Source organism: Enterovirga sp., assembly GCF_035325185.1.
Taxonomy (GTDB): Bacteria; Pseudomonadota; Alphaproteobacteria; order Rhizobiales; family Beijerinckiaceae; genus Enterovirga.
In genome coordinates, this window is record NZ_DAOLAJ010000103.1 from 1 (window position 1) to 11,812 (window position 11,812).

Here is an 11,812-nt window from a genome sequence, read left to right on the forward strand (position 1 = left end):
GGGGGGGAGGGTTGGCGCGGCGGAAACCGCCATATGCAACAGCCCTGCCGCTCGCGGGGAGGGTGCATCCCACGCGGTGAGCGGATGGCCTTTATGTTGAAGTGGTTGGATGGATTTCCTAATCCGTTTACGTAAGAGGTAGAGCACGCCTGGACATTGTCCTGAAAAGAGTTGATCTGTCCTGAGGTTCTGGATGCAGATCTTTCACGAAGCAGCTTGTTCTCAACAATAAAGCTGGTCCCCTCATGCGAGAGGCAAGCTGTCGCGCCAGCTCATGCGCGAGGATAGCGTTGCTCCGTAACTCATTGTGAACAAAAGCGATCCCGCCACGCGGGAAGAGCATTCTCGAACGGGAGGGCGCTCGCCTCGTAGACGCCGCGCGCGACGGCTCGGGCGAGGCAATCCGAAGCCCGCGCCGCAAGCTCGGTGAAGTCGTCCAGGCCTGGCAGCAGGGGGCGCCGGAGCGTGGAGCAGGCAAAGACCGTGTCCCCGTCCATGGCCGCCCCGGAGAGCCGCAAGGCCCGCGTGAGGCCCTGAGCGGCGATGGCGGCGAGGCGGCTCGCCTGGGGTTTCGTGAGCGCGGCATCGGTCGCGACGGCGGCGATGGTCGTCGCCGGCACGCCCATGCCCTTCCAGCCGAGGCTGTGAACCTCCTCAGGAATCCGCGCCGGCCAGCCGAGGCCCCCGAACTCGCCGCCGATCTCGAACGGCGCGGCCCAGAAATGCGGCCCCCGGCCGACGATCGTCGATCCGATCGCGTTGACGGCTGCGATCGCGCCGATCGTATGGCCGGTCGTCGTGCGGACGCTCGCCGATCCGATCCCGCCCTTGAGGTCCACGGTCGTCGCGCCGTAGCCTGCCCCCGCCGTGCCCAGCTCGAAACGCATGCCGGCGCATTGGCAGGCGGCATAGGCCAGTTCGCGATAGGGAGGATACTGGCCCCAGGCCTTGTCCCCGCCATTGAGAAGGTCGAACAGGATGGCGGCCGGGACAATCGGCACCAGGGCGTCCCGGATCGCGAGCCCCCGCCCGCGCGCGCGCAGCCATGCCTGCACCCCCGAGGCGGCGTCGAGGCCGAAACTCGACCCGCCGGAGAGGACGAGAGCGTCGATCCGCTCGAGGGTCCGGTCCGGCGCGAGGCATTCCTGGTCTCGCCCCGCGGCCGCCCCGCCGGTGACGGCGACACCCGCGACGGCGGGATCGTCGAAGAGAACGACCGTGACCCCGCTGGCGAGGTCCTCGTCCTGCGCCTGGCCGACCGTCAGGCCGGCGACATCCGTCAGCAGGTTCAAGCGCGCCTCCCATTCCCCGGATCACAGGATCACGGGACATATAAGGGAGCCGCCCTTTCCCGTCATTCCTGCCGGCGCTTCAGGCCGGGAAGCCGTAGAGACGGTTCGGGTTGTCGACGAAGAGCTTCCGGCGGCGCTCCTCGTCCGGGACCCATTCGCCCAGGAGGTCGAGAAGCTCGCCGATCTTCGGCGCGCGCTCGTATTGCGAGACATGCGGCCAGTCCGATCCCCAGACGCAGCGATCGGGCGCGGCCTCGTTGAGGGCGCGGGCGAAGGGGATGGTGTCGCGATAGGGCGGCCCCTCGACCGAGGTGCGAAAGGCGCCCGACAGCTTCACCCAGCCGCCGTCGCGCACGAGGCCGAGGAGAGCCTGGAATCCCGCATGATCGAGGCCCGCCGAGGTCGGGAAATGGCCCATATGGTCGACCACGGCCGGCACGGGCAGGCTCGCGATCCGCCCTGCGAGGGAGGGCAGTTCGCGCGCATCCATCAGGAACTGGAGATGCCAGCCCATCTCGCGCGCGAGGGCGCCGTAATCGGCGAGCTGGGAAAAACCGACGCCGCCCCCGAACAGGACGTTGATGCGAAGCCCTCGGATACCTGCCTCCTGCAACTCGCCGAGTTGCCGGTCCGGCAGCCCGAGCGGAATGACGGCGATGCCGCGCAGCCGCTCGGGATGTGCGCGCAGCGTCTCGACAAGCAGCCGGTTGTCGGTGCCGTGCACGCTCACCTGGACGAGGACGCCCTTCGCCATTCCCGTCGCGTCGAGCATGGCGAGATAGTCCCGGGCCGGCGCGGCGGGCGGGGTGTAGCTGCGGCCGGGAACGAAGGGATAGGCGGGCGGCTCGCCGATCACATGGGCATGGGTGTCGACCGCTCCCGCCGGGACCCGGTAGCGGGTCGGGCCGGAGGGGTGCGGGTCGGGCGGCAGGCAGAGGTCGGCCGATCCGGCTTGCGTATGTCCGGCCATGTCAGCGGTCCGAGTGGAGGACGCGCCCGCGCGTCTCCGGCAGGCAGAAGGCGGCCAGGAAGAAGACGGTGAAGGCGGAGGCGCCGAAGATGCCGATCGCGTTCGCGAGCCCCGTCGAGGCGGCGAGATAGCCGACGAGCGTCGGGAACAGGGCCCCGATGCCGCGGCCGAAATTGTAGCAGAAGCCCTGCGCCGAGCCGCGCAGGCGCGTCGGGAAGAGTTCCGTCAGGAAGGCGCCGAGGCCCGAGAAGGGGGAGGAGGCGAAGAAGCCGAGCGGAAACCCGAGGAACCAGAGCACGGTGCCCGAGAGCGGAACCTGCGTGTAGACGAGGATGACGGCGACCGCGCCGAGCCCCGTGAGGAGGAAGAGGTTGCGGCGTCCGATGCGGTCGGCGAGCCAGGCGCCGACCAGATAGCCGACGAACGAGCCGAGGATGACGGCGGCGAGATAGCCCGTCGAGGAGACGATGTTGAGGCCGCGCTCGCGCTTCAGGAATTCCGGCAGCCAGGTCGTCACGGCGTAGTAGCCGCCCTGGATTCCCGAACTCATGACCGAGGCGAGGATCGTGGTCCTCAGGATCGGGCCCTCGAAGATCTCCCAGATGCGGGGCTGCTCGCCCGCCGCCTTCGCCGCCTCGCGCGTCTGGGCGGCGACCTCGGGCTCCTCGACGTGGCGGCGGATGTAGAAGATCAGGAGGGCGGGCAGCGCGCCGATGACGAACATCCAGCGCCAGGCCGTCTCGGCCGGGACATAGCTGAACAGGATGGCCTGGGCGAGAACCGCGAAGCCCCAGCCGATCGCCCAGCCCGACTGCACCGAGCCGACGGCGCGGCCGCGAAATTGCGGACGGATGGTCTCGCCGATCAGGACCGCCCCGGCCGCCCATTCGCCGCCGAAGCCGAAGCCGAGCAGCGCGCGGATGACGAGGAGCTGCTCGAAATTCTGCGCGAAGGCCGAAAGCAGCGAGAAGAAGGAGAACCACAGGATCGTGAGCTGGAGCGTCAGGACGCGGCCGATCCGGTCCGCGACGAAGCCCGCGATCCAGCCGCCGAGGGCGGAGGAGAGCAGCGTGACGGTCGCCGCGAGGCCCGCCGTGCCCGGATCGACCTTCCAGATCGCGATGATCGTGCCGATCACCAGCGGGTAGATCATGAAATCCATGCCGTCGAGCGTCCAGCCCGCGAAGCAGGCCCAGAACGTCCGCCGTTCCGGCAGGGTCATGCTCTTATAGAAGGCGGAGAGGCTGGTATCCTCGATGGCGACGGTTTCGACGGGCTCCGTTCCGCCCTGGGCTGTTGCGCTCATGCTCCTCCCCGCGGAGCCGGCGCTCCGCGACGGGCGGGCCCCGGAACGGGCGTAGCACGAAAGCCGAAATGCCTGGAATGGCGGCAGGCGGCGATCGGGGACGAATTCGCAAGAAAAAAGGGCCCGTCTCGCGACGGGCCCCGAAAGCGGATCGGCGGAAGGCCGGCTTACATGCCGACCTCGTTGCCGGCATAGTCGATCTTGCCGTCGGCGCCCTTCTTCCAGACATACATGACGTAGTCGGGACGGGTGATGTCGCCCTTCTTGTCGAAGGACAGGTCCCCGATCACGGTCTTGAAGACCTTGCCCGAGCGGATCACCTCGGCGACCTTCTTGGAATCGGTCGTCTTGGCCTGCTCGGCGGCCTGCTGGAGGATCTGGAACGAGGCATAGCTGTAGAGGGTATAGGCCTCGGGATCGATGCCCTTGGCGTTGAACTTGGCCACGACGTCCTTGGCGTCGGGGTTCTTGCGGGCGTCGGGCCCGAAGGTCATGTAGGTGCCCTCGGCGCCCGGTCCCGCGATCTGCACGAATTCCTTGTCGGTGATGCCGTCGCCCGACATCATCGGCGCCTTGAGGCCTTGGTCGCGCATCTGGCGGACGATCAGGCCGGCCTCGGTGTGCAGGCCGCCGAAATAGACCACGTCCACATTGGCCTGCTTCAGCTTGGAGACGAGGGCGGAGAAGTCCTTCTCGCCGGTATTGATGCCTTCGTAGAGCACTTCCTTGAGCCCCTTGGCGTTCATCGCCTTCTGGGTCTCGTCGGCGAGCCCCTTCCCGTAGGGCGTCTTGTCGTGGACGATGGCGACCTTCTTGCCCGCGAACTGCTTGGCCAGGAACGCGCCGGCCACGGCACCCTGCTGGTCGTCGCGTCCGCAGGTGCGGATGGTGTTCCACATCTTGCGCTCGGTGAATTTGGGATTCGTCGAGGCGGGCGTGATCTGGAGGATGTTCGATTCCTGGTAGACCTCGGAAGCCGGGATCGAGACGCCCGAATTGAAGTGGCCGACCACCCACTTGACGCCCTCGGAGGCGAATTTGTTCGCCAGCGAGACGCCGGTCTTCGGATCGCCCGCATCGTCGCCCACGACCAGCACGAGCTTCTGCCCGAGGATGCCGCCGGCGGCGTTGATGTCGGCGACCGCCTGCTCGGCCCCGTTCTTGAGCTGCGCGCCGAAGGTCGCGTTGCTGCCCGTGATGGGACCGGCGACGCCGACCTTCAACTGCGCGTAGGCCGGGGCCGATACGGCGAGGCCCACGGCCAAGCCGATCCCGGCCAGAAACTTGCTTTTCATTGTGACTTCTCCTCCGAATTGGCTGGGGCGAGAACGCAGCGCGCCGGATGCGGGATCCGGGCCAGCGCCGCCTCGTCCGGCGGGCGGCATCTTGCCTGTTTTCCCGGTCTTGTCACCCGTTCGCAGACCCTCGGGCCTGCGGCTTCTCGCGCCAGGAGAAGGGGCCGGCGCGCTCGATCATCCAGCGATATTGCCGCGCCATCTGGGCGGCGCGCGCGTAGCGGTGGGCCAGGAGCACGATGACGAGCACCACCAGAAGGTCGGCGAGATAGTAGCGCGGCGACAGGAAGCTGCCCTCGAACAGGGCGAAATGGATGAAGCGCACTGCGAGCGCGAGGGGAAGGGCGGCGAGCGCCGCGAGCCAGGCCGGCTTCCAGGCGAGGGCGATCGCGCGCCCGGTCATCCAGGCGGTCCAGCCGCCGAGGACGAGCGTGACCGCGATCCAGAGCCACGCGGAGGATTCTTCGTAGAGGATGCCTTGCATCGTGCGGCCTATCGCTTCCGGGCGCCGTGGAAGACGAGCCGGCCCTCGGTCTCCTGGACCCGGTAGATCAGGATATACGGCAAGCCGCGCACGGGCCATTCCCTTGCCTGCGACCCGGGCACCAGACGTCCCATCGTCGGCTGATGGACCAGCAGGGAGGCGGCGGCCCGGATTCTGGCGACGACACGGGAGGCGGCACGCGGATTGTCCTGCGCGATGTAATCCCTGATTTCCGTGATTCGATGCCCGGCACGGCGCGAAACGATCAGCTTCATGCACCGAGACGCCGCCACATGGCGGCCGTTTCCTCCTCCGAGAGAAGGTCCAGTTCGCCAGCGAGCAGTTGGGCTTCGAGCTGTCGTGCCCGCTCGACTTGTTCGGGCGTCAGGGCTGAGGGTTCCTCGTACCGCTCCAGGATCGCGAGGAAGATTGCCGCAGCGCTCTCCTGATCGCTCGGCGAAAGGGCACGCAACCGCTCGAGGGCTTCGTCGAGGAGGGGCATGTCGACCTCCGTGGTCGGAACCGATCGGGATTGAGATACCATCAATGCGCCCCGCCTTCGAGATAGGCGGCCTTGACGTCCGGGTTGGCGAGCAGCTCGGCGCCGGTGCCGCTCATGGTGATCTGCCCGGTCACCATGACATAGGCGCGATGGGCGAGCTTGAGCGCGTGATAGGCGTTCTGCTCGACCAGGAAAACGGTCATCCCCTCGCGCCTGTTCAGGTCGCGCACGACGTCGAAGATCTGCTTGGCGATCAGCGGCGCGAGGCCGAGCGAGGGCTCGTCGAGGAGGAGGAGGCGGGGGCGGGCCATCAGGGCGCGGGCAATGGCCAGCATCTGCTGCTCGCCGCCCGACATGGTGCCGCCGCGCTGGTGCAGGCGCTCCCTCAGCCGCGGGAAGATCGCGAGCATCCGCTCCAGATCCTCGGCGAAATGAGCCTTGCCGTCGATCTCGGCGCCCATCTGGAGGTTCTCGTGGACGGTCATGCGCGGGAAGATGCGCCGGCCCTCCGGGGACTGCGCGATGCGCAGCCGCGCGATCTCGTGGGTCGGCAGGCTCGTGATGTCCCGGCCGTCGAAGAGGATCCGTCCGCGCCGCGCGCGCGGATTGCCGCAGATCGACATCATCAGCGTCGACTTGCCGGCCCCGTTGGCGCCGATCAGCGCGACGATCTCGCCTTCGCGCACCTCGAGGTCAACGCCTTTGAGCGCGACGATCGAGCCGTAGGCAGTCTCGACGCCCTGCACGGACAGGAGCGGCCTCAAGGCGGCCAGGCGCGTCTCCCCGGAGAGGAGATGGATATCGGCGATACTCACGATCCCACCTCGCCGACCTCGCGCTCGACCGCCGCGACCTCCTCGTCCTCGACGCCGAGATAGGCGGCGACGACCTTCGGGTCGCTCTTGACCTCCGCGGGCAGGCCGTCGGCGATCTTCACGCCGTAATCGAGCACGACGACATGGTCGGAAATCTTCATCACCACCGACATGTCGTGCTCGATCAGGAGGAGGGACGTGCCGTCCCGCTCGCGGATGGAGAGGAGCAGGTCGTTCAACTCCAGCGATTCGCGCGGATTGAGCCCCGCCGCCGGCTCGTCGAGGCAGAGCAGGATCGGATCGGTGCACATGGCGCGCGCGATCTCGAGGCGGCGCTGGTCGCCATAGGGAAGGTCGCCCGCCGGGTCGTCCGCCCTGTGGGTGAGGCGCGTGCGCTCGAGCCATGCCGCGGCCTTGTCGATCGCGGCGCGCTCGGCCCGCCGGTAGCCGGCCATCCCGAGAAGGCCCGCCACGGTGTAGCCCGAGGCCAGCATCAGCGGATTGTGCTGGGCCACCATCAGGTTCTCCAGCACCGTCATGCCGGAGAAGAGGCGGATGTTCTGGAAGGTGCGCGCGACCTTCGCCTTGCGGGCGATGTCGTGGCCCGGCAGCCGTTCGAGAAGATGCGTCGCGCCTTCCGGCTGGCGCAGGGTCAGCATCCCCTCGGTCGGCCGGTAGAAGCCGGTGATGCAGTTGAAGACGGTCGTCTTGCCCGCGCCGTTGGGGCCGATCAACGCGGTGATGTCGCCGCGCCCGCAGGTGAAGGAGAGGTCCGAGACGGCGGTCAGGCCGCCGAAGCGCATCGTCAGGTGCTCGACGGTGAGGATGGGGTCGGTCGCGCCGCGCATCAGCCGTGCCCCTCGCGCACGTGGGAGGCCGAGATGGCCCGGCGCTCCTTCAGGATCACCGTCGGCTCGCGGACGGAGACGAGGCCGCGTGGGCGCCAGATCATCATCAGCGCCATGGCAAGGCCGAACAGGAGGAGGCGCAACTCGTTCGGATCGAACCCGACCTCCTTGAAGACGTCGAGGTCGCGCAGAAGCTCGGGCCCCGCCGTCATGAAGATCGCGGCGACGGCGACGCCGATCTGCGAGCCCATCCCGCCCAGGACCACGATCGCGAGCACGATCGCCGATTCGAGGAAGTTGAAGCTCTCCGGGCTGATGAAGCCCTGGCGCACGGCGAAGAAGGAGCCCGCGAAGCCGCCGAACATCGCCCCCATGGCGAAGGCGGTGAGCTTCGTGTTGGTCGTGTCGATGCCGAGCGAGCGGCACGCGATCTCGTCCTCGCGCAAAGCCTCCCAGGCGCGGCCGATCGGCAGGCGCCGCAGCCGGATCGTCACGAGGTTGGTGACGAGGGCGAGGGCCAGGATCAGGTAGTAGAGGAAGAGGATGCGGTGCATCGGCGTGAACTCGATGCCGAGGCGAGCCGCGAAGCCGTCCTCGTCCGCCGAGAACGGAATGCCGAAGAAGGTGACGCGGGGGATCGAGGAAATGCCCGCGCCGCCCCCGGTGACGTTGACCCAGTTGATGAGGACGAGGCGGATGATCTCGCCGAAGGCGAGCGTGACGATGGCGAGATAGTCGCCGCGCAGCCGCAGCACCGGGAAGCCGAGAAGAAGCCCCCAGAAGGCGGCGAGGATCCCCGCGACCGGCAGGCAGACCCAGAAGGAGAGGTCGAAGGTCGTCGAGAGGAGGGCGTAGGAATAGGCCCCGACAGCGTAGAAGGCGACGTAGCCGAGATCGAGGAGCCCGGCGAGGCCGACGACGATGTTCAGCCCCCAGCCCAGCATGACATAGGTCAGGACGAGGATGCCGAGGTCGATCCAGTAGCGGCCCTCCGACAGGCCGCCGGTGGCGACGGCGGCGATGACCGGAAAGGCGACCGCGAATCCGAGCAGCGCGACGCTCGCGAAGGAGCCGAGGCGGCGGGAGGCGCGCGCCTCCCCGTCCGTCGCCGTCGTCACGGCTTCCTTCTCGGAGCGGGCCCTGCTGCGCCGCGTCGCCTCGAGGAGGCCCGGCACGGCCGGGACGATCAGGCCCTGGGCCAGGATCAGCGCGAAGACCGCCCCCGTCCAGACGAGCCAGACCTTGGGAGGCATGAAGGAGATCGCGACGCCGGGAAGGATCAGCCCCGCGAGCGGCGGCGTCAGCGCCTCGGTCGCCAGGAAGCCGAGAGCGAAGACGGCCGCGATCCCGGCGAAGGCCGCAAGGCGCAGGAGCGGGGAGGGCCCGCCCAGGGATTGCGGGAGCCGCAGCCGGATCGCGCGCGCGAAGGCGACCGCGAAGGTCAGGACCGTCATCAGCGCCACCGCATGGGGCCGCAGGGTCAGCATCAGGCCCGAGGGCGACTGGTCCGTTCGAAGCGCAATGATCGGGATGCACAGGCCGAAGGCGACGAGGGCGGCGAAGCCTGCCGATTTCAGCGCCGCTGCGAGGGCCGTCTGGGCCGGCGGCGCGGCCGTGACCGCCATCGGCTGCGCGAGGCGGACCGCCATCAGACTTTCTCGACCTCGGGCCGCCCGAGAATGCCGGAGGGCATGAAGGTCAGGACGATGGCGAGGATCGAGAAGGCGGCGACGTCCTTGTATTCGATGGGAAAGCGCGCCGACCACATGGTCTCGACGAGGCCGATGATGAGGCCGCCGATCACCGCGCCCGGAAGCGAGCCGATGCCGCCGAGCACGGCGGCGGTGAAGGCTTTCACGCCGGGCACGAAGCCGTCCGAGAAGTTCACGACGCCGTAATAGAGGAGGTACATCGTGCCGGCGACGGCGGCGAGGGCGGCCCCGAGGACGAAGGTCAGCGAGATCGTGCGGTCGACGTCGATGCCGACGAGGGCGGCCATCTTGCGGTCCTGCTCGCAGGCCCGCTGCGCGCGCCCGAGCGAGGTATGCTGGACGATGTACCAGAAGCCGGCGAGCAGCACGGCGGTGAGCGCCATGATGATGACCTGCTTGTAGGAGAGGGCGACGACGTAGCCGTTGCGCTCGAAGAGCGGGATCACCTCGGGCAGCATGGGCGGAGTGGGCTTGTTGCGCGCGCCCTGCGCCACCTGGACGAAATTCGACAGGAAGATCGAGATGCCGATGGCCGAGATCAGCGGCGCGAGCCGGAAGGAGCCGCGCAGGGGCCGGTAGGCGAGCCGCTCGAGGGCCCAGCCCCAGAGCGAGGTGAGCGCCATCCCGGCCAGCATGGAGACGAACAAGGCAAGCGCCACCGAGCCGATGCCGAGCACCGTCGTCAGAATCAGGAAGGCGATCAGGGCGATGAAGGCCGAGAGCATGAAGACGTCGCCATGGGCGAAGTTGACCATGCCGATGATGCCGAAGACCATCGTGTAGCCGATGGCGATGAGGCCATAGATGGCGCCGAGCGTCAGCCCGTTGATGAGCTGCTGGACGAAGACCTCGATTTCCATGCCGTCAGCCCGTCCCCTTTTTCTCATTGTCCGGCCGGCAATCGCCGTGGGCGGCGATCATGCACGGAACGGCGCCCCTTGCCAGCACCGAGCGGCTCTCGCAACCTTCGTTCCAAAGGATAGTATCGCGCCCGGATCGCCGGATGCGTTTCGAGGAGAAGCGGAATGGCCATGACCATGAGCGGCAGCGTGACGCTGCCGGCCGAGAGGCTGAAGGTCTGGGAAGCGCTGAACGACCCGGACATCCTGAAGGCGGCGATTCCCGGCTGCCAGGACATGACCCGCACGGGCGAGAACGGCTTTGCGGCCAGCGCCAAGGTGAAGATCGGCCCCGTCTCGGCAACCTTCAAGGGCAACGTGACCCTGTCGGAGATCGACGCGCCGAACGGCTATACGATTTCCGGCGAAGGGCAGGGCGGCGTCGCGGGCTTCGCCAAGGGGGGTGCCAAGGTCGCCCTCGCCGATGCCGAGGGGGGCGGGACGACCCTCGCCTATGACGTCGAGGCCACGGTCGGCGGCAAGATCGCCCAGCTGGGCGGGCGCCTCGTCAACGGCGTCGCCAAGAAATACGCCGACGAGTTCTTCGCCAATTTCGCCAAGGCGCTAGGCGGGGAGGGGGAGGCGGCGGGATAGCGCCTGCGATCATTCGCGCACGAAATCCTCGAGCGTCGCATAGAGCCATGCCTGATCGTCGTGGACGCTCTCGCTGCCGTCGAACCAGCTATATTCGATGTGGTCCTGGAAGAAATCCAGCTCGATCCTGCGGCCGAGCGTCGTGATGGTGAGATAGATGGAATCGTCCCGTGACCGATTGATCGTATAGGAAATCCGAGCCTGATCGAGGATTTGCAGGAACGGGATGAGATCCTGGATTCCTCTGAGTTTGGGATGTTTCATGGCCGCTTCCTGTCATCGTCTCGTCCCGGCAGGTCGATACGGATGCCGGCAATGGAATCGAGAGCTTCGGCGCCTCGGGCCGAGCGATCCGGCGGATTCTCGTGGTCGGATCGCCCGGCATCCCTGGGAGTCAACCCTCTACGAAGTGACGGAGCATGGCAAAGAGCTTGATTTGATCCGTCAGAATATCTTCTCGGCCATCAAAATGATTATATTCAACATGGTCCTCATAGAAATCAACTTCGATACGACTGTTTAATATATCGACGCGGACCGTAATATAATCATCGGCAGTTTGTTGGAATGCATGCCATATCTTTCTGTCGCGAAGGTAGGATGTGAATGCGATGATATCGCGGATGCCTCTTAGATTGTTTTCCATGCTGATGTCCTGAATCTATCTTGCCGGCGCAAGCTTCGAGCCTCCCTCCCCGAGCCTCCCCTGCCGCTGTCATTCCCGAGTGACGAATGGCCGCTTGACCCTACCCGAGGCCCCCGCCAAATTCTCGTAAGAATAGTTCGAGAAAGCGTAATATTCGTTCGGATATTACGCGGGAGGGCGTGATGGCCTCGGTATCCATGACGGTGAACGGGAAGGCCGTGTCGGCGGATATCGATCCCCGCACGCTTCTCGTTCAGTTCCTGCGCGAGAATTTGCGCCTGACGGGCACGCATGTCGGCTGCGACACGAGCCAGTGCGGCGCCTGCGTGGTGCATCTCGACGGACAGGCGGTGAAGTCCTGCACGATGCTCGCGGTGCAATGCGAGGGCGCCTCGGTCCCGACGATCGAGGGACTCGCCCACGGGGCCGAACTGCATCCGATGCAGGCC

15 protein-coding genes are annotated in these 11,812 nt (G+C 67.1%); 2 read left to right on the forward strand and 13 right to left on the reverse strand.

Going from position 1 to position 11,812, the window contains the following annotated elements; all coding sequences use genetic code 11:
• Positions 1-302: 302 nt before the first annotated feature.
• The 11 genes from PKD06_RS16060 to PKD06_RS16110 form a co-directional block, all read right to left on the reverse strand.
• Complete coding sequence (locus PKD06_RS16060) at positions 303-1,292, reverse strand: P1 family peptidase (RefSeq protein WP_324381831.1); 990 nt, start codon at positions 1,290-1,292, stop codon at positions 303-305.
• A gap of 79 nt (positions 1,293-1,371) precedes the next feature.
• On the reverse strand, positions 1,372-2,262 hold the full coding sequence (locus PKD06_RS16065; RefSeq protein WP_324381833.1) for an amidohydrolase family protein: 891 nt from the start codon (positions 2,260-2,262) through the stop codon (positions 1,372-1,374).
• Position 2,263: 1 nt separating this feature from the next.
• Positions 2,264-3,568: an MFS transporter gene (locus PKD06_RS16070; RefSeq protein ID WP_324381835.1), complete on the reverse strand. Its 1,305-nt coding sequence runs from the start codon at positions 3,566-3,568 to the stop codon at positions 2,264-2,266.
• Positions 3,569-3,735: 167 nt separating this feature from the next.
• Positions 3,736-4,863, reverse strand: a complete 1,128-nt coding sequence (locus tag PKD06_RS16075) for a branched-chain amino acid ABC transporter substrate-binding protein (RefSeq protein ID WP_324381837.1) — start codon at positions 4,861-4,863, stop codon at positions 3,736-3,738.
• A 112-nt stretch (positions 4,864-4,975) separates the two neighbouring features.
• The gene (locus PKD06_RS16080) at positions 4,976-5,347 is read right to left on the reverse strand and encodes a DUF6867 family protein (RefSeq protein WP_324381839.1); all 372 of its coding nucleotides are present in this window, start codon (positions 5,345-5,347) and stop codon (positions 4,976-4,978) included.
• Positions 5,348-5,355: 8 nt separating this feature from the next.
• Positions 5,356-5,622, reverse strand: a complete 267-nt coding sequence (locus PKD06_RS16085; protein ID WP_324381841.1) for a type II toxin-antitoxin system RelE/ParE family toxin — start codon at positions 5,620-5,622, stop codon at positions 5,356-5,358.
• The gene (locus PKD06_RS16090) at positions 5,619-5,849 is read right to left on the reverse strand and encodes a hypothetical protein (protein ID WP_324381843.1); all 231 of its coding nucleotides are present in this window, start codon (positions 5,847-5,849) and stop codon (positions 5,619-5,621) included. The genes PKD06_RS16085 and PKD06_RS16090 overlap by 4 nt, the downstream gene beginning before the upstream one ends.
• A gap of 41 nt (positions 5,850-5,890) precedes the next feature.
• Complete coding sequence (locus PKD06_RS16095; protein ID WP_324381845.1) at positions 5,891-6,664, reverse strand: ABC transporter ATP-binding protein; 774 nt, start codon at positions 6,662-6,664, stop codon at positions 5,891-5,893.
• The gene (locus PKD06_RS16100) at positions 6,661-7,512 is read right to left on the reverse strand and encodes an ABC transporter ATP-binding protein (protein WP_324381847.1); all 852 of its coding nucleotides are present in this window, start codon (positions 7,510-7,512) and stop codon (positions 6,661-6,663) included. The genes PKD06_RS16095 and PKD06_RS16100 overlap by 4 nt, the downstream gene beginning before the upstream one ends.
• Positions 7,512-9,137 carry a high-affinity branched-chain amino acid ABC transporter permease LivM gene (gene livM / locus PKD06_RS16105; RefSeq protein WP_324381856.1) on the reverse strand — a complete coding sequence of 542 codons (1,626 nt, stop codon included), beginning with the start codon at positions 9,135-9,137 and terminating at the stop codon, positions 7,512-7,514. Before livM ends, PKD06_RS16100 begins: the two co-directional genes overlap by 1 nt.
• A gap of 23 nt (positions 9,138-9,160) precedes the next feature.
• Complete coding sequence (locus PKD06_RS16110; RefSeq protein ID WP_324381858.1) at positions 9,161-10,078, reverse strand: branched-chain amino acid ABC transporter permease LivH; 918 nt, start codon at positions 10,076-10,078, stop codon at positions 9,161-9,163.
• Between the two features lie 171 nt (positions 10,079-10,249).
• On the opposite strand from PKD06_RS16110, the gene PKD06_RS16115 reads away from it, so the two are divergent.
• Entirely contained in the window at positions 10,250-10,717 is a 468-nt protein-coding gene (locus tag PKD06_RS16115; protein ID WP_324381849.1) for a carbon monoxide dehydrogenase subunit G, read from the forward strand.
• A 9-nt stretch (positions 10,718-10,726) separates the two neighbouring features.
• On the opposite strand, the gene PKD06_RS16120 is transcribed toward PKD06_RS16115, so the two are convergent.
• Together PKD06_RS16120 and PKD06_RS16125 are read right to left on the reverse strand one after the other, a co-directional pair.
• Positions 10,727-10,981, reverse strand: a complete 255-nt coding sequence (locus tag PKD06_RS16120) for a hypothetical protein (RefSeq protein ID WP_324381851.1) — start codon at positions 10,979-10,981, stop codon at positions 10,727-10,729.
• Between the two features lie 130 nt (positions 10,982-11,111).
• Complete coding sequence (locus PKD06_RS16125; protein ID WP_324381853.1) at positions 11,112-11,363, reverse strand: hypothetical protein; 252 nt, start codon at positions 11,361-11,363, stop codon at positions 11,112-11,114.
• Between the two features lie 182 nt (positions 11,364-11,545).
• Here PKD06_RS16125 and PKD06_RS16130 point away from each other — a divergent pair.
• The coding region (locus PKD06_RS16130) for a 2Fe-2S iron-sulfur cluster-binding protein (RefSeq protein ID WP_324381854.1) at positions 11,546-11,812 on the forward strand (267 nt) is incomplete at its 3' end.